Source organism: Streptomyces sp. NPDC101166 (genome assembly GCF_044768125.1).
Taxonomy (GTDB): Bacteria; Actinomycetota; Actinomycetes; order Streptomycetales; family Streptomycetaceae; genus Streptomyces.
Genome location: NZ_JBIWPF010000002.1, coordinates 438,248 through 456,600 on the forward strand (window position 1 = coordinate 438,248; position 18,353 = coordinate 456,600).

Annotated in this window: 16 protein-coding genes; 7 read left to right on the plus strand and 9 right to left on the minus strand. The window is 73.7% G+C overall.

What is annotated here, in order from left to right; genetic code table 11:
* Window positions 1-327: 327 nt before the first annotated feature.
* Complete coding sequence (locus ACIRS4_RS06305) at window positions 328-1,065, minus strand: GntR family transcriptional regulator (protein WP_404191083.1); 738 nt, start codon at window positions 1,063-1,065, stop codon at window positions 328-330.
* A 303-nt stretch (window positions 1,066-1,368) separates the two neighbouring features.
* On the opposite strand from ACIRS4_RS06305, the gene ACIRS4_RS06310 reads away from it, so the two are divergent.
* Together ACIRS4_RS06310 and ACIRS4_RS06315 are read left to right on the plus strand one after the other, a co-directional pair.
* Window positions 1,369-2,226: a (2Fe-2S)-binding protein gene (locus ACIRS4_RS06310; protein ID WP_404190748.1), complete on the plus strand. Its 858-nt coding sequence runs from the start codon at window positions 1,369-1,371 to the stop codon at window positions 2,224-2,226.
* 245 nt (window positions 2,227-2,471) lie between these two features.
* Complete coding sequence (locus ACIRS4_RS06315) at window positions 2,472-3,521, plus strand: DUF2637 domain-containing protein (protein WP_404190750.1); 1,050 nt, start codon at window positions 2,472-2,474, stop codon at window positions 3,519-3,521.
* Between the two features lie 100 nt (window positions 3,522-3,621).
* Here ACIRS4_RS06315 and ACIRS4_RS06320 read toward each other — a convergent pair whose 3' ends face one another.
* From ACIRS4_RS06320 to ACIRS4_RS06330, 3 genes are all read right to left on the minus strand, one after another.
* On the minus strand, window positions 3,622-4,113 hold the full coding sequence (locus ACIRS4_RS06320) for an ATP-binding protein (protein WP_404190753.1): 492 nt from the start codon (window positions 4,111-4,113) through the stop codon (window positions 3,622-3,624).
* A gap of 425 nt (window positions 4,114-4,538) precedes the next feature.
* Window positions 4,539-6,281, minus strand: a complete 1,743-nt coding sequence (locus ACIRS4_RS06325) for a pyruvate dehydrogenase (RefSeq protein WP_404190755.1) — start codon at window positions 6,279-6,281, stop codon at window positions 4,539-4,541.
* A 77-nt stretch (window positions 6,282-6,358) separates the two neighbouring features.
* Complete coding sequence (locus ACIRS4_RS06330) at window positions 6,359-7,645, minus strand: protein phosphatase 2C domain-containing protein (protein WP_404190757.1); 1,287 nt, start codon at window positions 7,643-7,645, stop codon at window positions 6,359-6,361.
* A 121-nt stretch (window positions 7,646-7,766) separates the two neighbouring features.
* Here ACIRS4_RS06330 and ACIRS4_RS06335 point away from each other — a divergent pair, with 121 nt between their 5' ends.
* The gene (locus tag ACIRS4_RS06335; protein WP_404190760.1) at window positions 7,767-8,249 is read left to right on the plus strand and encodes a DUF456 domain-containing protein; all 483 of its coding nucleotides are present in this window, start codon (window positions 7,767-7,769) and stop codon (window positions 8,247-8,249) included.
* Here ACIRS4_RS06335 and ACIRS4_RS06340 read toward each other — a convergent pair.
* From ACIRS4_RS06340 to ACIRS4_RS06355, 4 genes are all read right to left on the minus strand, one after another.
* On the minus strand, window positions 8,212-8,778 hold the full coding sequence (locus ACIRS4_RS06340) for a methylated-DNA--[protein]-cysteine S-methyltransferase (protein WP_404190763.1): 567 nt from the start codon (window positions 8,776-8,778) through the stop codon (window positions 8,212-8,214). The genes ACIRS4_RS06335 and ACIRS4_RS06340 overlap by 38 nt on opposite strands.
* A complete protein-coding gene (locus ACIRS4_RS06345) occupies window positions 8,765-10,177 on the minus strand; it encodes a DNA-3-methyladenine glycosylase 2 family protein (protein ID WP_404190766.1) in 1,413 nt (470 codons plus the stop codon). Before ACIRS4_RS06345 ends, ACIRS4_RS06340 begins: the two co-directional genes overlap by 14 nt.
* Window positions 10,178-10,251: 74 nt before the next feature.
* Window positions 10,252-11,355: a ribosome small subunit-dependent GTPase A gene (gene rsgA, locus ACIRS4_RS06350; RefSeq protein WP_404190769.1), complete on the minus strand. Its 1,104-nt coding sequence runs from the start codon at window positions 11,353-11,355 to the stop codon at window positions 10,252-10,254.
* A 407-nt stretch (window positions 11,356-11,762) separates the two neighbouring features.
* The gene (locus ACIRS4_RS06355; protein ID WP_404190772.1) at window positions 11,763-12,116 is read right to left on the minus strand and encodes a DUF805 domain-containing protein; all 354 of its coding nucleotides are present in this window, start codon (window positions 12,114-12,116) and stop codon (window positions 11,763-11,765) included.
* Window positions 12,117-12,398: 282 nt separating this feature from the next.
* Here ACIRS4_RS06355 and ACIRS4_RS06360 point away from each other — a divergent pair, with 282 nt between their 5' ends.
* The 4 genes from ACIRS4_RS06360 to ACIRS4_RS06375 all read left to right on the plus strand — a co-directional run bounded on the left by ACIRS4_RS06360 (window position 12,399) and on the right by ACIRS4_RS06375 (window position 16,656).
* Entirely contained in the window at window positions 12,399-12,719 is a 321-nt protein-coding gene (locus ACIRS4_RS06360) for an STAS domain-containing protein (RefSeq protein WP_404190775.1), read from the plus strand.
* Window positions 12,720-12,915: 196 nt separating this feature from the next.
* The gene (locus ACIRS4_RS06365; RefSeq protein WP_404191085.1) at window positions 12,916-13,251 is read left to right on the plus strand and encodes an STAS domain-containing protein; all 336 of its coding nucleotides are present in this window, start codon (window positions 12,916-12,918) and stop codon (window positions 13,249-13,251) included.
* The gene (locus ACIRS4_RS06370) at window positions 13,248-14,177 is read left to right on the plus strand and encodes an anti-sigma factor RsbA family regulatory protein (protein WP_404190778.1); all 930 of its coding nucleotides are present in this window, start codon (window positions 13,248-13,250) and stop codon (window positions 14,175-14,177) included. The genes ACIRS4_RS06365 and ACIRS4_RS06370 overlap by 4 nt, the downstream gene beginning before the upstream one ends.
* Window positions 14,178-14,994: 817 nt before the next feature.
* Window positions 14,995-16,656 (plus strand): alkaline phosphatase D family protein, encoded by a 1,662-nt coding sequence (locus ACIRS4_RS06375; RefSeq protein WP_404190781.1) that lies wholly within the window; start codon window positions 14,995-14,997, stop codon window positions 16,654-16,656.
* An 84-nt stretch (window positions 16,657-16,740) separates the two neighbouring features.
* On the opposite strand, the gene ACIRS4_RS06380 is transcribed toward ACIRS4_RS06375, so the two are convergent.
* On the minus strand, window positions 16,741-18,252 hold the full coding sequence (locus ACIRS4_RS06380) for a cellulose binding domain-containing protein (RefSeq protein WP_404190784.1): 1,512 nt from the start codon (window positions 18,250-18,252) through the stop codon (window positions 16,741-16,743).
* Between the last annotated feature and the right edge of the window lie 101 nt (window positions 18,253-18,353).

The window sequence follows — 18,353 nt, forward strand, 5'->3', positions numbered from 1 at the left end:
TCCCAACCTCGTCGTGGTGCCGGTGGTCGACGGCAAGGTCGACTTCTACAACCGCTACGGCAGCGTCGACCTCATCGCCGACCTGACCGGCTACTACACCGGGTGAGTCCGGTTCGCCCGCCGCCGCCCCGTCGGCGGGCCCCGGAGAACAATTCGCCCGTGACGGCTCCTCCTGCATGCCGCCGGGGCCGAATCCCGTGGGGAGCGAGCCGGATGAGACCGGCTCGTCCGCGGGGATGGTCCTGCCCAGCCCTTCCGGCGGCTGAGGACGAGGCCGTCCGGACCGAAAGGGGGTCCGGGGCGGAGCCTCCGAGGCTGTACCCGGCGCTAGTGCCGGAGGGAATCCGCGCCGGCGAAATGCTCGCGCACCAGCGCCTGCACCACGTCCAAGTCCCCCGCGCCCAGCGCCTCCAGCAGAGCCATGTGCTCCGCCGCGTCCGCGACCAGGGCCGCCCGCCCCCGCGCCGCCGGCCCGCCCCCGCCCACCAGCGGCCACTGCGACCGCCGATGCAGTTCCTCCGCGACGCCGACCAACTGCTCGTTGCCGCACAGCCCCAGCACCGCACGGTGGAACGCGCGGTCGGACTCCGCGTACGTCGCACGGCAGCCGGAGCCGGCCGCGCGGACGGTCGCCTCGGCGAGGGGGCGCAGTTGCGCCCAGCGTTCGGCGGGGACCGTACGGGCGAGCCGCACCATGACCGGGACCTCGATCAGCGCGCGCACCTCGGCCAGCTCGGCCAGCTCCCGCGCGCCCCGGACGACGACCCGGAACCCCCGGTTCGGCACGACCTCCACCGCGCCTTCCAGCGCGAGCTGCTGCATCGCCTCGCGGACGGGGGTCGCGGAGACCCCGAAGCGCTCGCCGAGGACGGGCGCCGAGTACACCTCCCCCGGCGTGAGTTCCCCGCCGACGAGCGCGGTGCGCAGGGCGTCGAGGATCTGTCCGCGCACGGAGGCCCGCTGTACGGCCGGCCGGGGCCGAGGCGGCGCCGCGTCGACATGGGTGTGCTCACCGCGCACGGCACCGGCACCGGCGCCACCGCCGCCACCGGGCCCGAGGCCCACCCCACCCCTGACCGGCCCGCCGGAAGTCCGCCCCCCGCCACCGCCGGGCAGCCGCTCCGCCCGCGTCTGCGCCGGCACTCGCGCACCGCCGTCGAACCCCTGGGGAACCCCCGTTCCGGCAAAGCCCTGGGTGCTCTGCTCCACGGGGTCCTCCTGACGGACGTGTCGGTACTCGGGGTCATTACGGCGGCTTGTTACTCGTCCGTCAAGAACCATAGGCGTACCGACCGCCAGTTCAAATCCCCACCACACTTGGCAAGGTAAGCCTTACCTCTCAGCCCCTCGCGATTCGGTGGTCCCGGAATGCCCGTACCCCCGTCGGCCATGTCCGCGGTAGCGGACGCGTACGCCCGCCTCACCGAGGTCTTCCCCGGGCTCGTCGTCACCGAAGTCCCGCAGGACGCCCCGGCCCCGCGGGGCGGCGGCTGGGTCGCCGCGGCCGAGCTCGCGCAGGGCGGGACGGCTCTGGAGACGTTCCTGGCCTGGGACGACGAGCAGGTGACGCGTGACTACGGCCACAGTGCCCGCCCGGACGTCGTCGCGAGCTTCGGACTGCACCGCTACTCCTGGCCCGTCTGCCTGCTGATCACCGTCCCGTGGTTCCTGCACCGCCGCGTGCCCCGCTTCCCGGTGACGCACGTCTCCTACGACCGCACCGGCGCCGGTATGCGGATGGCGGTCCGCGCTCCCGCCTCGTTCGCCTGTCTGCCCGGCGATCCGGCGGCGGCGCTGCCCGGCGCCCGGGTGGTCGCGGACGAGGAGGCGCTGCGCGCGGAGGTCCGGTCGGCGGTGGCCGAGCACCACGAGCCGGTCCTCGCCGCGTTCGGGCCGCGGGCGCGCCGCCGTGGGCGGGCCCTGTGGGGAATGGTCACGGACGAGATCGTCGAGGGCCTGTGGTGGGTCGCCGAACTGCTCGGCGAGGGCGAGAAGGAGCGCGCGCGGCACGAACTGGAGCTGTTGCTGCCGGGCACGACCCGGCCGTACGTCGGTTCGGCGGCGTTCCGTGACCTGGCCGGCCCCGACGGGCGGTCTCTGCCCACCCGGGACCGGGCGAGCTGCTGCATGTTCTACACGGTGCGCCCCGAGGACACCTGCGCCACCTGCCCGCGCACCTGTGACGCGGACCGCGTCGCCAAACTCACAGCCGCCGGCGTGAGTTGACGCCTCTCGCGCGGCATGATGCACGACTTCCCCACCCGGCTCGGGAACTATCCGTGGAACCACGCGTACGGGTAGTCTTATTCGAACTCAACTCCTGCCCGCCATGCGGCAGTTCGAGCGGAACGTCGCCCTGGGCATCCCCTTGCACCTCCTTGGCGGCCTCTTGCCCCGAAATCCCCTGAGCGCGGACGGGAGTGGGCCACTATGGCGGGCGTCACGCCCTATCCCAATGCAAGGGACCCCAGATGAGACTGACCGACATATCGCTGAACTGGCTGCTTCCGGGCGCCGTACTGCTCCTGGGCATGCTGGCGGCGGTGGCGGTGCTCTCGCGCGGAAAGCGCTCCTCGGGGGAGAACGCGAGCGCGGACGATTCATGGGAACGCAGTGAGGAGCGCCGCAGGCGCAAGGAGGCCCTGTACGGGACCGCTTCCTACGTACTGCTGTTCTGCTGCGCGGCGGTGGCTGCCGCGCTCTCCTTCCACGGACTGGTCGGCTTCGGCCGGCAGAACCTCAACCTGTCCGGCGGCTGGGAGTACTTGGTGCCGTTCGGTCTGGACGGGGCGGCGATGTTCTGCTCCGTGCTCGCGGTGCGCGAGGCCAGCCACGGCGACGCGGCCCTCGGCTCCCGGATACTCGTGTGGACGTTCGCCGGCGCCGCCGCCTGGTTCAACTGGGTGCACGCGCCGAGGGGGCTGGGACACGACGGCGCACCGCACTTCTTCGCGGGCATGTCGCTGTCGGCGGCGGTCCTCTTCGACCGGGCGCTGAAGCAGACCCGCCGGGCCGCGCTGCGCGAGCAGGGCCTGGTGCCGCGCCCGCTGCCGCAGATCCGCGTGGTGCGCTGGATGCGCGCCCCGCGTGAGACCTACAGGGCCTGGTCGCTGATGCTGCTGGAGGGCGTGCGCACCCTGGACGAGGCGGTCGACGAGGTGCGTGAGGACAAGCGCCAGAAGGAGGAGACCCGTCTGCGCCGCCGCGAGCAACAGCGGGTGGAGCGTGCTCAGTTGAAGGCGATCAGCCGGGGGCACCGCGGCTTCCCGGGGCGCGGCGGACGTCAGGGGGAGACGCAGGCGACCCTCGAGCGGGCCACCGCCGAGCGGGTTTCCGCGGAGCCTGCCATAGCGAACGCGCCGGAGCAGCTGCCCGTGCGTACGCGGCCCTCCCTGCAGCCCGTCCGCCAGAGTTCTGATCCGATCACCGTCGACCTCACCGCCGAGGACGACACCATGGCGCTGCCGCGTCTTGACTCCCTGGAGCGCAAGCTCAAGGACCTGGAGCAGCAGTTCGGCTGATGCCGCGCGGTACCGGGGAGGGGCCGCGACCACAGAGGCCGCGCCCCCTCCCCGTCGTCCGCCGGGCGCCTTCCCACGACCGTGACGTCACCGGCCGCTGTCAGGCGACTCCCGCCGCCAGTTCGAACCAGACCACCTTGCCGACGCCGTGCGCGCGCACTCCCCAGGCGTCCGCGAGGGACTGCACCAGGAGCAGGCCCCGCCCGTGCGTGCCGTCGCCGGACGCGGCGGCCGGCGGGCGCGGTTGCGGGCGGCGGGCCACGAAGTCCCGTACCTCGACCCGCAGTCCGTCCGGACCGACGGTGGCCGTCAGGACCGCGTCGTGATCGGTGTGGACGAGCGCGTTGGTCACGAGCTCGCTGGTGAGCAGTTCCGCTATGTCGGAGCGTCCGGGCTTGCCCCAGTGCCGCAGCAGCTCGCGCAGCGCCCGGCGGGTCTCGGGCACGGCCCGTAAGTCCGCCCGCCCGAGTCTGCGTCGTAACTGGGGCGCCCGCGCTCCCCCGTCGCCGCCGTCCGCCTCGTCCTCCCCCGTCCGCGTCGCTGTCGAGGAGCCCGCGATCGTCGAACCGCTGCCTCGTGCCTGCCTCTTCATGACCCCCGCCCGCGTGCCGATGTCGGTTTCCCTCCTGCTCGAACACGTTCACGGGGATGCTTGCCCCGTCGGCACCGGGGCAGTCATGTCGAATCGTCAACGACCAGGTGTTCGGCCAGAGTTGAGCGGGCAACCGGATCAGTTGCCGTCGTGCGCGCCGCAGGGTGCGTGGGGACGCCCGACGCCGCGCCGTCACCGTCAGGCCTCCGGGGGGACATCCGGCGAACCGCCGGGCGCGCCGGAGGGTTCTGCGACGGCGGCGCGAACAAGGCGCGGGGCGGGGCGAGAGGTGCGCCCGGCGCAGCGCGGGGCGCGGGCGCGGCCGGTTCCGCCCCGGGAACGCGCTGTGGCGCGCGCACGGAAGTTGGCCTGAATCAGGCGGTCGTCCGGTGTCGCGCTCAGGACCCGGTCCCGAGCGCGACGCGTCACGGCCGGGGCACGTTGCGCAGGTTGGAGCGAGCCATCTGGAGCATGCGGCCGACGCCGCCGTCCAGGACGATCTTCGACGCGGACAGCGCGAAGCCGGTCACCATCTCGGCGCTGATCTTCGGCGGGATGGACAGCGCGTTGGGGTCGGTGACGATGTCGACGAGGGCCGGCCCCTTGTGTTTGAAGGCCGACTTGAGGGCCCCGGCGAGATCCTTGGGCTTCTCCACGCGCACCCCGTAGGCGCCGCAGGCGCGGGCGACGGCGGCGAAGTCGGGGTTGCTGTTGGCGGTGCCGTACGACGGCAGCCCGGCGACCAGCATCTCCAACTCCACCATGCCGAGCGAGGAGTTGTTGAACAGGACGACCTTCACCGGCAGGTCGTACTGGACGAGGGTGAGGAAGTCGCCCATGAGCATGGAGAACCCGCCGTCGCCGGACATCGACACCACCTGCCGTGACCGGTCGGTGAGCTGGGCTCCGATCGCCATGGGCAGCGCGTTCGCCATGGAGCCGTGGGAGAAGGAACCGATGATCCGGCGGCGGCCGTTGGGCGAGATGTAGCGGGCGGCCCAGACGTTGCACATCCCGGTGTCGACGGTGAACACGGCGTCGTCGTCGGCCATGTCGTCGAGCACGGAGGCCACGTACTCCGGGTGGATCGGGACGTGCTTGTCCACCTTCCGGGTGTACGCCTTGACGACCCCTTCGAGGGCGTCGGCGTGCTTCTTCAGCATCTTGTCGAGGAAGCGCCGGCTGGTCTTCTCCCGCACCCTCGGGATGAGACAGCGCAGCGTCTCCCGTACGTCGCCCCACACGGCGAGGTCGAGCTTCGAGCGCCGGCCCAGGTGTTCGGGGCGCACGTCGACCTGCGCGATCTGCACGTCGTCGGGGAGGAAGGCGTTGTACGGGAAGTCCGTGCCGAGGAGGATCAGCAGATCGCACTCGTGGGTGGCCTCGTAGGCGGCGCCGTAGCCGAGGAGTCCGCTCATCCCGACGTCGTAGGGGTTGTCGTACTGGATCCACTCCTTGCCGCGCAGGGCGTGTCCCACCGGGGACTTGACCTTCTCGGCGAACTCCATCACCTCGGCGTGCGCGCCGGCGGTGCCGCTGCCGCAGAACAGGGTGACCTTGTCGGCCGCGTCGATCATGCGGACCAGCCGGTCGATCTCCTCGTCGCCGGGGCGGACGGTGGGCCGGGCGGTGACGAGGGCGGTCTCGGCGGCCTTCTCCGGGGCGGGCTCGGAGGCGATGTCGCCGGGCAGCGAGACGACGCTGACGCCGCTGCGCCCGACGGCGTTCTGGATGGCCGTCTGCAGCAGTCTGGGCATCTGCTTCGGGCTGGAGATCAGCTCGCTGTAGTGGCTGCACTCCTGGAAGAGACGGTCGGGGTGGGTCTCCTGGAAGAACCCCAGGCCGATCTCGCTGGAGGGGATGTGGGAGGCGAGGGCGAGCACGGGCGCCATGGAGCGGTGGGCGTCGTAGAGACCGTTGATGAGGTGCAGGTTTCCCGGACCGCAGGAGCCGGCGCACGCCGTGAGCTTTCCGGTGATCTGGGCTTCCGCGCCGGCGGCGAAGGCGGCGGTCTCCTCGTGCCGGACGTGCACCCAGTCGATGGCGGCGTTGCGGCGGACCGCGTCCACGACCGGGTTCAGGCTGTCGCCGACGACGCCGTACAGGCGCTTGACTCCGGCGCGGACGAGGATGTCGACGAACTGCTCGGCAACGTTCTGTTTGGCCATGACGCTCTCATGCCCCTTCGGTCCCCGTACATCGGTTTCGGACCCCCGCGGCTTCCATGAATTCACAGCGAACGCCGTCATGCCTCCCAAACGGCGGCGGCCGTACGGTCGTCTGCATAACCCTTGACCCGGATTTGGGTGTCGGCGAGGAACGCGGCGAGGCCGGGCGGGGTGGGCTCGGACCAGCGTTCGACCAGGTGTGCGGGGAGTGCGGGCTCGTCGCGGAGCGGTTCCGCCAGGCCGGCGGTGCACATGAGCAGCGTGTCACCCGGGCGGGCGACGGAGGCCCGGAAGCGGAAGGGCTCGTTCGGGGGCGGTGTCTCGGCGGTCTCGGGGGTTCCTGGGACGCCGAGGACACCCGGGGGCACAGGCGGCGCGGCTCGCGGCGAGCCGAAGCCGACGACCGCTTCGCCGGTGACCTCGCCGACCGCCGGTTCGATGTCCTGCCACCGGCCGTCCCGCAGACGGAACAGTCCCCCGGGCCCGACACCGAAGAAGATCCGGGTACGGCACTCCGGGTCGGCGGGCAGCAGCAGGCAGCGCAGCCCGGCCGCGTACTCCTCCGCGCGCAGCCCCTGTTCGGCGGCGCCGGCACGGAGCCGGCCGAGGCTGCGGTCGGTGAGGCGGTGCAGTCCCGACTTCAGTTCGCCGCGTCGGGCGGCCCTGATGTCCTGCGCGAGCCGGACGTGACTGCGGCCCACGGCTTGCCCTATCCACCGGCACACCTCGGCGGCCGCCCGGTGCGCACCCGGCGCGGTCCGGGCCCCGGTCGCCATCGCGACCAGGACGAGGGCGTGGTCGCCGGAGCCGAAGCGGGCGGTGAGCATCGCGTCGCGGCGCGGCTCGCCCCTGTACCGGGCGGAGTCCCCCCGCACGGACGCCGCCCGCAGCGTGCACGCCCCGTACCGGGCCCCGTCCAGAACGGTGTCCGCGACCAGATCGTCCAGCCCGTCGGGATCGGCGGCGGGCAGCGCGGTGGGCTCGGCGTCATAGGTGGGCGGCCCGGAGCCGAGGCGGGGCGTGGGCGCGGGCCGGGGCACGGCCGCCGGTCCAGCCTCACGCGGAGGAACCGCGGACGGCGGGCGCTCCTGCGGCCCCGTCGCCCACCACTGCTCCACCTGCGGCCCCGTCGGCGGCTCCTCCCCCACCTGCGGCCCCGTCGGCGGCTCCTCCTCGCGCAGCCCTGCCGAGCGCTGCTCCCCCTCCTCCGGACCCGCGGAGTTCACCGTCTCCGCCGCCGAGGCGAAGCGGTCCTCCAGCGAGTCGGCCGCGGGCGCGGGGCCGGCGTCGCCGGTGGAGTCGTCGTACAACTGCCCCCACCAGTCGTCGTCGTGACCGGTGGGCCTTCCCCCCTGCTGGCTCATGCCTCTGATTGTCACCGCAGGGGCCGCGCGGAAACGGGCCATCGGGAAAACGCGACCCGGACGGGGCTCGCCTCGGCCGCGCTGGCCTGCGCGTTCGGCCGGCGTCCGGCAATCTGGGCAGATGGAGGCGTGGGAACTCCTGCTGATCGGGCTGGTCATCCTGTTCGGCCTGTGCGGGGTGCTGCTGCCGGGCGTGCCGGGCTCGTGGCTGGTGTGGGCCGGGGTCGTGTGGTGGGCGCTGAAGGACCCCGAGCCGGTCGCCTGGGCGGTGCTGGTCGGTTCGACCGCCGTGCTCTTCCTGTCGCAGGTGGTGCGCTGGGCGCTGCCGCCCCGCCGGCTGCGCGTCAGCGACGCCACCCGCCACATGGCGCTGTACGCGGGCACGGGCGCTTTCCTCGGCTTCTTCCTCGTCCCCGTGCTCGGCGCGATCGGCGGCTTCGTCGGCGGCGTCTACCTCGCCGAACGCCTGCGCCTGGGCAGCTCCGACGCGGCCCGGGCGTCGCTGCGGACGGTGATGCGCGCGGGGGGCGCCAGCATCCTCACGGAGCTGTTCACCTGCCTGCTGATCATGGGCGCGTGGATGGGCGCGGTGGTGTGGGGATGACGCCGGGCGCCGGGAGCGACCCCTCGGGGGCGGGCGGCGCCCCCTGCGGAACCGGCAGCGCCCCCTCCAGCGTCAGCAGCCGCACCTTGCGGTCCAGGCCGCCCGCGTAACCGGTCAGCGCGCCGTTCGCGCCGATGACACGGTGGCAGGGGCGGACGATGAGCAGGGGGTTGGCCCCGATGGCCCCGCCGACGGCGCGGACGGCGGCCCGGGGCGCTCCGACGCGGGCCGCGATCTCGCCGTACGTCACCGTCGAGCCGTAGGGCAGGGAGTCCAGCGCGGCCCACACCCGCGTCCGGAACGCGGTGCCCTCGGCCCGGACCGTCAGCCGGAACTCTGTCAGGTCGGCGGCGAAGTAGGCGTCCAACTGCTCCACGGCCTCGCGGAACGGTCCCCGATCGCGCCGCCACCCCTCCTGGACGCTCCGCCCGCCCTTCTGGCCGGGCACGGACACCGAGGTCAGCACGCCGTCGGGGCCGGCGGTGAGCAGCAGCGGCCCGAGCGGGCTGTCGACGTCAGTCCAGAACACGGTGTTCCTCCGATTCCCCCGCGATGCGCAGGTGGTGCAGGGCGTACGTCCTCCAGGGACGCCAGCTGTCGGGGACGCCGGCGCCGGGCGGCGCGACGTCGGGGTCGCCGAGGGCGCGGGCCCGGATGCGCGCCACGACGGCGGCGTCCAGGCCGGGCAGGGCGAGCAGCGCCGCCTGCGCGTCGTCGCGGTCGACGCCCGCGTCCAGGTGTACGGCGCCGTCGGCGAGCGCGGTGGCGAGGGCGCCGACCGGGCCGGGGCACCCCGCCAGTGCCGCCGGCTCGGGGAAGAGGTGAGTGAGGGTGCCGCTGGGCGCGTCCAGGGCCTTGCCGTGGACGTGGACCAGGCGTTCCGCCTCCGCGCGGCCCGTCAGCGCCCGCAGCGCGTACTCCTCCGGGTCGGCCGCGCCCGGCGCGCGCAGCCCGGGTCGGGCGGCGACGAGCGGGGCGAGCCGGGGGTCCGCGCCCAGCCGCTCGTCGACGGCGTACGGGTCGGCGTCGAGGTCGAACAGCCGGCGCAGCCGCTGCACGGCGGTGGTCAGGTCGCGCGGGTCGGTCAGCCGCAGCCGCGCGTCGAGCCAGCCGCCGGGGCGGACGGCCCCGCCGGGCGCGGAGCCGGTGCGCTCCTCGACGGCGGCGATCCCGGTGCCGTACGGCAGGCGCAGCGTCCGGCGGTACGTGCGGCCGCCCGCCGGGCCGCTCACCTCCTCGACCCCGGCGACGGCCTCCCGGGCCAGCAGGTCGAACACGGCACGCGTGTGACAGGGGCCCCGGTGGGCGAGCCGCAGCTCGATCCCGGCGCCCGGGGCGGCCGTACGGCCCGTTCGGGGCGCGGCCGCCCGCAGCTCGGTGGGGTTCGCCGCGTACACGGCGCGCACGGTGTCGTTGAACTGGCGCACGCTCGCGAACCCGGACGCGAAGGCGATCTCGGTGACCGGCATTCGGGTCGTCTGGAGCAGCACGCGCGCGGTGTGCGCGCGCTGCGCCCGCGCGAGGGCGACGGGGCCCGCCCCGAGTTCGGCGGTGAGCTGCCGCTGCACCTGCCGGGCGCTGTAGCCGAGGCGGGCGGCGAGCCCGGCGACGCCCTCCCGGTCGACGACCCCGTCGCCGATCAGCCGCATGGCGCGGCCCACGACGTCGGCGCGCACGTTCCAGTCGGGCGAGCCGGGGCCGGCGTCGGGCCGGCACCGCCGGCAGGCCCGGAAGCCCGAGCCCTGCGCGGCGGCGGCCGTCGCGAAGAAGCGCACGTTGCGCCGCTTCGGCGTCACGGCGGGGCAACTGGGCCGGCAGTAGACACCGGTCGTCGCGACGGCGAAGAAGAACGCGCCGTCGAAACGGGCGTCCCGGCTGCGGACGGCCTCGTACCGGGTGTCCTTGTCGGGGGTGTCCTCATGCGTCACGGGTCCCAGTCTTGGCCCGTGACGCACGTTCCCGCCAGCGGGAATCGGACATGGCGTTCAGTGCTCCGCGCCGGCTACCACTCCCCGCGCTTGGCGCGCGCCGCCGCGCGCCCCGTCGCCTGCTTGCGCTTCCATTCCTTGCGCCGGCCGGCCCGGGAACGGGCGTCGGACTTGGCGACGATCCACTGGTTCTCCCGGACCAGTTTGCGGTAGCTCTCCAGCCGTCGGACGGACAGTTCGCCGCTGTCGACGGCGGCGAGCACCGCGCACCCGGGCTCGGCCTCGTGCGCGCAGTCCTGGAACCGGCAGCGCGGGGCGAGTTCCTCGATCTCGGAGAAGACCTGCCCGACGCCGTGCCCGGCGTCCCAGAGCCCGACGCCGCGCAGTCCCGGCGTGTCGATCAGGACCCCGCCGCCGGGCAGGGGCAGCAGGTTGCGGGTCGTGGTGGTGTGCCGGCCCTTGCCGTCCATGTCGCGCGTGGCCTGCACGTCCATGACGTCCTCGCCGGTGAGCGCGTTGGCGAGCGTCGACTTGCCCGCGCCGGAGGCGCCGAGCAGCACGGAGGTGCCCCGGCCGAGGAGTGCGGCGAGCGCTTCGACGCCCTCCCCCTCGCGCGCGCTGACGGTCAGCACGGGCACCCCGGGGGCGCTGCGGACGACGTCCTCGACGAGGTGCGCCAGGACGTCCGCGTCCGGCACGAGGTCGGCCTTGGTGAGCACGACGACGGGCCGCGCGCCGGACTCCCAGGCCAGCGCCAGGAACCGTTCCACCCGGCCGAGGTCCAGTTCGACCGCCAGCGACAGGGCGACGACGGCGTGGTCGACGTTGGCCGCGAGGATCTGCCCCTCGGACCGCTTGGAGGAGGTGGACCGCACGAAGGCGGTGCGGCGCGGCAGGTACAGGCGCGCGTAGCGGGGGTTTCCGTCGGGGTCGACGGCGACCCAGTCGCCGGTGCAGACGACCCGCAGGGGGTCGTGCGGGGTGACGAAGGCGGTGTCCGCGCGGACGAGGCCGTCGCCGGTGACGACGTCGCACTGCCCGCGGTCGACCCGGACGACCCGGCCGGGCACGAGGCCCTGCTCGGCGTACGGAGCGAACCGCGACTGCCAGTCCTCGTCCCAGCCGTACGGGAGGAGAGGGTGCGACGAAGCGGAACTCGAGAGAGAAGAGGAGGACAAGGGGTGACCCTTCGCATGGGTGGCCCCGGCGCCGCGTACGGGAACGCGGAAAGAAAAGGGCGAGATCAGCCGGGGACCACGGAGGCGGACTTGACGAACATCCGGATGTGGGCAACGCCCGTCGCGACGACAGTCATCGGTCAACACCTCCCGGTCACACACAGCGAACAGCGGCGGCACGGAGCAGCCGCACGAACGAACACGAACCTAGCCACCGGTCCCCGACGACGCCAGCGATTTTCTGCGGGTGCCGCGCAGGGGTGAGCGCTGCCGGAGAGCCTGGACTCACCGGTGGGGAGTCGGCCCGAACCCGAACATGAGGACAGGGCCCCTCTCGGCCCCGGGCGGTTGATCCGTCCGGGACTTCGAGGGGCCCTGCTGTCGTGCCTGTGCCTTGGCGGCGGTGCTCAGAAGGCGTCGGCCGTCTTCGGGTCGGGGCCGTACTCGTTGGGTCCGCGCTTGCCCTCGCTGGCGAGGAACACGAGCAGGACGATCGCGCCGATCAGCGGGACGAGGGCGATGAACAGCCACCAGCCGGACCGGCCGGTGTCGTGCAGCCGGCGGATCGCGACGCCCAGCGAGGGCAGCAGGACGGCGAGGGAGTAGATGATGCCGAGGATGCTCGAGCCGATCACGGCGTCGATGATCGCCAGCACGATGCTGACGATCACGCTGAACAGGGTGAACATCCAGTATTCCTGCCGACGGGCGCGTCCGCCGAACACCGCGTACTTCTTCAGTACGTCCACGTACCAATGCATTGTTCGTCCCCCCAGGAGAAGTCCTTGTGTGATCTCCAGCAGATCAGGCCAGTTGGCCGAGATCCAAGAGATTTGGCGTGTGCTGGTCAACCTGTTATACGGCCGCAGCGCTACGGTTACCAGGCGTGAGGACGTGATCGACGGCTCGGCGATCCCCACGGCGCCCTTCCCGCCGTAAGATCTCTCGGCAGCACACACCCGTGGGCCGTGGGCGGCCCGATCGACGCCTTGGGGGAACGCGTGGCAGACACCCGGGGAGCGGACTTTCCGCAGAGGCTGTCCGTGTCCCGCAGCACCGTGGACGGCGTCGACGTCGTCAGTCCGCGCGGTGAGATCGACCATGACACCGGCGGGCCTTTCCGCGCGGCCCTGGAGGCCGCCGACGGATGGGGCGGGCGGATGGTGATCGATCTGAGCCAGGTGACCTTCATGGACTCCACCGGGGTGAACGTCCTGGTCACCACCCATCACGCGGCCCTGGCGGGCGGCGGCTGGCTGCGGCTCGCCGTGCCCCGGGGTCCGGTGCTGCGGGTGCTCGAGCTCGTCGGCCTCGACGGCGTCATCCCCTGCTGCCCGACGGTCGAACAGGCGCTGGCCGGCTGAGCGGGAGCGGACGGGGGCCGAGCACGAGCCGGAAGCCGGTTCCCCTTGGGGGAAACTCTCGAACGGGCGGCCGGGCGCGGTAGGCTGCCTGGCCGGAAAGGCCATCACTCGTCCGTGCCGCGTTCGACCGGGCCGGGCGGTCGCCGAGCGACGCCGAGGGAGCCTGAGAGGAACGAGTGTGGATGCGGCACACGAGATGGGGGAACCCGCACTGGTGCAAGGCGGGACCGTGCTGGAGGTGAGTCGGTTGTCCGGTCGTCCCGGGATATGCGTCAGTGGCGAGATCAGTGTCGCGACCCGTCCCTCCTGGGAAGGCGCCCTGGCCGAGCTGGCCCGGCGCCACACGGACGTGTCCTACGTGGAGCTGTCGGGTGTGGGCTTCGTCGACGTCGCCGGGGTCTCCGCCCTCGCCCGCACGGCCATGAGCCTGCCGGTCGGCCGGGTCGTGGTCGAGAGTCCGCCGCCGCAGGTGCCGCGGGTGCTGAACCTGTTCTGGCCGAGTCTGGGCGGGATCGAGGTGACGCCGCGATGAGCTCTGTGGCCACGGAGGAGGAGTTCGCGCACCCGGCGCTGTTCTACCGCGACGAGCACGAGTACGTGCGGGAGACGGTGTCCTTCGTACGGGAGGGCCTGACCGCCGGCGAGCCCGTTGCCGTGGCGGTGCCCGGACCCAACCTGGAGCTGATCCGGGGCGGACTGGGCGCGGACGCCGGGGACGTGCAGTTCATGGACATGACGGAGGCCGGCCGCAATCCCGGACGGATCATCCCGCGCGTCCTCAGGGGCTTCGCCGACGCCCACCCCGAGCGGCGGGTACGCATCATCGGGGAGCCGATCTGGGCCGGGCGCAGCGCGGTGGAGTACCCGGCGTGCGCGCAGCACGAGGCGTTGATCAACGCGGCCTTCACGGGCCGCGCGGTGACCATCCTGTGCCCGTACGACGAGGCCGGGCTGGACGCCGACGTGCTGGCCGACGCGCGTGTCACCCACCCGACGGTCATCACCGGGGGCCGTGAGGGCGTCAGCGAGGCCTACGACTGGCGGTCCGTCGTCGACCGCTACAACGAGGCGCTGGCCCCGGCGCCGGACGTCGCCGCGTTCGCCTACGGCGCGCTGGAGCTGCCGGACGTGCGTCACTTCGCCACCGGTGAGGCCGAGCGGCTGGGACTCGCCGGGCAGCGGCTGCAGGACGCGGAGCTGGCGGTCGCGGAGCTGACCACCAACAGCGTCGTGCACGGCGGCGGGGCGGGGACGCTGCGGATCTGGGCCGAGGCGGGACAGATCGTGTGCGAGGTCCGCGACGGGGGCCGGCTGATCGACCCGCTGGCGGGCCGCAGGCCCCCGGAGCGCGGGCAGATCGGCGGCCGGGGCCTGATGCTGGTGCACTACGTCGCGGACCTGGTCCGCGTACACGCCTCCGACGAGGGCATGACCGTCCGCTTCTACCTCGGACTGTAAGCCCCGCCCCCCGGGGGCGAACGCCATACCGCACGTGGCGCGTCCCGGGGGGAGCGAGCCCAGGGTGCACAACTGAGCTGCGGGGCCTGCGCTGCGAGCCCCGCGGCCGTGGCTCCGGGGAGCACGTCCGAGGCGCCGCATCCACGCCCGCCCGTCCACAACGGCGCGCCCCGGCTGCGCGGCCGTGGCTGCCCACCCGAGGCACGCAGGTCCGTGGCAGCACGCCCCGGATCGCGCAACCCTGGCAGCGAGGTCGGGAGCAGCGCACCCCGGCGGCGAGAGCGGCGCGTCCCCGCCCGCACGTACGAGGCACCGCATCCACGCCCGCCCGTCCACAACGGCGCGCCCCGGCTGCGCGGCCGTGGCTGCCCACCCGAGGCACGCAGGTCCGTGGCAGCACGGCCCGGATCGCGCAACCCTGGCAACGAGGTCGGGAGCAGCGCACCCCGGCGGCGAGAGCGGCGCATACCCGCCCGCACGTCCGAGGCGCCGCATCCACGCCCGCCCGTCCACAACGGCGCGCCCGAGGCGGGCGAGCCCGCGGCAGGTCGTCCGCAGCGGCGCGCGCCCCGTGGTGAGCCCCCCGTGGCGCGCCCCGCCCGCAAGCATCCCGGCGGCGCGTCCCCCGTGGGCGCGCCGTCCTGTGCGCCGTGCGCGGCGTGGGGTGTGAGGGCGTGCCGGGGCGCGCTCCTGACGGGCTGTCACGCCTGCCTCGTATGCGCGCTTCGTGCGCCTAGCATCGTCACGCCTGCCGTCCCGCAGGCTCCGGCCCGCGGTGGCCGCAGACGTCCCTGAACCCACCGGGAGCCGAGCCCCCATGCGTCCGACAGGCCGTCACCGACCGCTGCCCGAGCGCCGATTTTCCGGCCACGACCCCGAACTACGCGCGGCAGCACGGCACTTCGCCGGGCGTCGCCGTTTCCTCACCCTCAGCGCGGCCGCTGCGGCGCTGGCGTTCGCCGTTCAGACGCCCGCCAAAGGCGCGGCCCGGATGCTCGACGCGGCGCGGATCACCGAGAACCCCTTCACCCTCGGCGTCGCCTCGGGGGACCCGCTCCCCGACTCCGTCGTCCTGTGGACGCGTCTGGCCCCCGACCCGTACGAGCCCGGCGGAGGGCTGACCGGGCAGTCCGTGACCGTCCAGTGGGAGGTGGCCCAGGACGAGCGGTTCGCCTCCGTGGTGCGCGGCGGCTCCGCGACGGCGGCGCCCGAGTACAACCACACCCTGCACCTGGACGTCGGCGGTCTCCAGCCGGGCCGTGTGTACTACTACCGGTTCAAGGCGGGCGCCTGGATCAGCGAGACGGGCCGGACCAGGACCGCGCCCGCCCCCGGCGCCGCCGTCACCGGGCTGTCCCTGGCCGCCGTGTCCTGCCAGGCGTACCACGACGGGTACTACACGGCGTACCGCCATCTCGCCGGGGAGGACGTCGACGTCGTGTTCCACCTCGGCGACTACCTGTACGAGTACGCGGTGGACGCGGCCGGCGGGGCCCGCAAGTACACCGACCGGGTGCTGTCCGAGGCGTTCAACCGGGAGACCGTCACCCTGGAGGAGTACCGGCTGCGGTACGCGCTGTACAAGAGCGACCCCGACCTGCGGGCCGCCCACGCCGCGCACCCCTTCGTCGTCGCGTGGGACGACCACGAGACCGAGAACAACTACGCCGGCGGGGTCGACGAGAACGGCAGCCCGCCGGAGGAGTTCCTGCTGCGCCGCGCCGCCGCCTACCGCGCCTACTGGGAGCACCAGCCGCTGCGCGCAGCCCAGTTGCCGGCCGGGCCGGACATGCGGATGTACCGGCGGCTGCACTGGGGCGCCCTCGCCCAGTTCGACGTGCTCGACACCCGGCAGTACCGCTCCGACCAGGCCTACGGCGACGGCAGGCAGGTGCCGGGACCCGAGTCGGACGATCCGGCGCGCACCATGACCGGTGCGGCCCAGGAAAGGTGGCTGCTGGACGGCTGGCGGGCCTCGCGGGCGCTGTGGAACGTGATGCCGCAGCAAGTGTGTTTTTCGCAGCGCAAGCTGGATCTGAACGAGCAGGCGCTGATGTACATGGACGCCTGGGACGGCTACCGCGCCTCCCGGCGGCGCGTCCTGGACGGGGCGAAGGCGGCCGGTGTGGACAACCTCGTCGTCCTCACGGGTGACGTCCACGTCGGCCACGCCTTCGACATCAAGGACGACTTCGACGACCCGGGGTCGCGGACCCTGGGCGCCGAGTTCGTCGCCACGTCGATCGCGAGCGGCCGGGACGGCGCGGAGCGCCCTTCGACCTGGCAGACGTACCTCACGGCCAACCCGCACATGAGGCTTTACGACGGGCGGCGCGGCTATGTGCGGGTGGGGCTGGACCGGGAGGCGGCGCGCGCCGACTTCAGGACCGTCTCGGCGGTCACCACGCCCGGCGCGCCGCTCTCCACGGCGGCGTCCTTCGTGACCGAGGCGGGCAATCCGGGGCTCGTGCCCGTGTGAGGGGACACGAGCGCCGGTGGGGCGTGCTGCCGGAGCGACGCCTGCCCTGCGGCGGCGGCCGGCTTCAGGCGCCGCCCGCCGCTGTCACGCCCCGGTGCAGGGCGCGCCGTTGAGCGTGAAGTCGAACGGGGCGGAGTTGTCGCCCTGCCAGGAGGCGAGGAAACCGAAGGACAGGCTGCCGCCGGCCGGGACCTTCTTGTTGTAGTCGGCGGACGTGGCGATGACGCGCCCGCCGTTCTGCGAGAAGCCCGCGTCCCACATCTGGTCGACCCGCTGTCCGTCACGGAAGGCCCAGGCGACGCTCCAGGAGTCGACGGGGGCGGTGCTGGTGAGGGTGATGGTGGCCTGGAACCCGGCGGGCCACTGGTTGACGAGCTCGTAGCGGACCTCGCACGCCGACGTCTCAGGGCTCTCGTCGGCGCCGGGGCCCGCCGTGGAGGAGGAGGTGCCCTGGGGCTCGGGGTCGGGCTTCTCCTTCGCCGTGGGCGTCGCGCTGCCGGAGGGCTTCGCCGAGCCGGAGCCGGACGCGGAGGCGGGGGCGGGCCCCCGGGAGGTGGCCGAGGTGGTGGGCAGGGTGGACGGCAGGGCGGGGACGCCCGGACCGGCCACCGGGGTGCTGTCGCCCGGCGAGCCGCCGAGCGCGCTGTCGTCGGCTTTGCCGCCGAACGGCGTCAGCGATGCCGCGAGCGCCAGCCCGGAGACGAGGACGGCGGCCACGAGGAGACTGCCCCGCACCGCGCGTGCCCTGCCGGCCGCGGCGTCGAGGGGGACGCCGTCGGCGTCGGACGCGGTGGGACGGCCGGCGCCCATCCGCACCTCGGCGGCGCGGCGGCGGCGCTCCAGGTAGGCGAGGCCGCCCCAGCCGATGACGCCGCCGGCGAGGGCGGCGGGCAGTCCGCCGCCGTGCAGGCGCAGACAGGCCGCGGCCTCGGCGCACTCCACGCAGGTGGCGAGGTGACGGGAGAGGTCGTCGGGCGTGTCGGCGACGGGCGAGCGGGTGACCGCGTCCAGGAGGCGGACGTAGCCGCGGCAGTCCGAGTTGATCGGCGTGTCGAGGTGGTTGCGGTGGCAGCGGTCCCGGAACAGGCCGCGGACCTGGTTGAGTTCCTCCATCGCGGCCATCGGGTCCAGGCCCTGACGGCGGGCCACCGCGTGCAGCGGCAGCGCCTCGACCTCGGCCAGCCACAGCAGGGCCGCGTCCGCCTCCTGCATGTCGCGCAGCCCGCGCAGGGCGAGAGGACGATGCAGGGGCGGCCCGGTGTAGCGTGCGGCCTTCTCCGAGTTCAGCCACAGCCGCAGGTCGGGGTCGAGCTTGTGGCCCTGCCCCTCCGACTCCCAGGCGGCCGCGGTGGTGCGTACGGCGGTCAGCAGCAGCGGGATGCGGGGCAGCCGGGACGAGCGTCGGCCGGCGGAGTGTCGGGGGTCGCCCTCGGCGGCGCGGGCCTCGCGGATGCCGAGCGCGAACGCTTCGCGGGCCAGTTGGTTGGCCGCGGCCGATCCTGACGTGCACAGGTCGGCGTAGGACAGGACGGCGTCCCAGCACTCCGAGAAGAGCGCGGCCTCGGCGGCGTCCTTCGGGGTCGGCAGGTCGGGCATGAGTCTCCTGCATTGAAAAGCGAGGTCAACTCAGCATGACGGCAATGGAGTTGGGGGGAACCTCGCGGCAGGGGCGAAGTTTTTCACGCCGCCTGCACAAT

Bases quoted from the DNA above. Each gene is read 5' to 3' on its own strand.
- ACIRS4_RS06335 (WP_404190760.1), top strand. From the start codon at position 7,767: ATGGAGGCGTGGGAACTCCTGCTGATCGGGCTGGTCATCCTGTTCGGC.
- ACIRS4_RS06310 (WP_404190748.1), top strand. From the start codon at position 1,369: ATGCCCGTACCCCCGTCGGCCATGTCCGCGGTAGCGGACGCGTACGCC.
- ACIRS4_RS06375 (WP_404190781.1), top strand. From the start codon at position 14,995: ATGCGTCCGACAGGCCGTCACCGACCGCTGCCCGAGCGCCGATTTTCC.
- ACIRS4_RS06315 (WP_404190750.1), top strand. From the start codon at position 2,472: ATGAGACTGACCGACATATCGCTGAACTGGCTGCTTCCGGGCGCCGTA.
- ACIRS4_RS06365 (WP_404191085.1), top strand. From the start codon at position 12,916: ATGGGGGAACCCGCACTGGTGCAAGGCGGGACCGTGCTGGAGGTGAGT.
- ACIRS4_RS06320 (WP_404190753.1), bottom strand. From the start codon at position 4,113: ATGAAGAGGCAGGCACGAGGCAGCGGTTCGACGATCGCGGGCTCCTCG.
- ACIRS4_RS06370 (WP_404190778.1), top strand. From the start codon at position 13,248: ATGAGCTCTGTGGCCACGGAGGAGGAGTTCGCGCACCCGGCGCTGTTC.
- ACIRS4_RS06380 (WP_404190784.1), bottom strand. From the start codon at position 18,252: ATGCCCGACCTGCCGACCCCGAAGGACGCCGCCGAGGCCGCGCTCTTC.
- ACIRS4_RS06330 (WP_404190757.1), bottom strand. From the start codon at position 7,645: ATGAGCCAGCAGGGGGGAAGGCCCACCGGTCACGACGACGACTGGTGG.
- ACIRS4_RS06325 (WP_404190755.1), bottom strand. From the start codon at position 6,281: ATGGCCAAACAGAACGTTGCCGAGCAGTTCGTCGACATCCTCGTCCGC.
- ACIRS4_RS06355 (WP_404190772.1), bottom strand. From the start codon at position 12,116: ATGCATTGGTACGTGGACGTACTGAAGAAGTACGCGGTGTTCGGCGGA.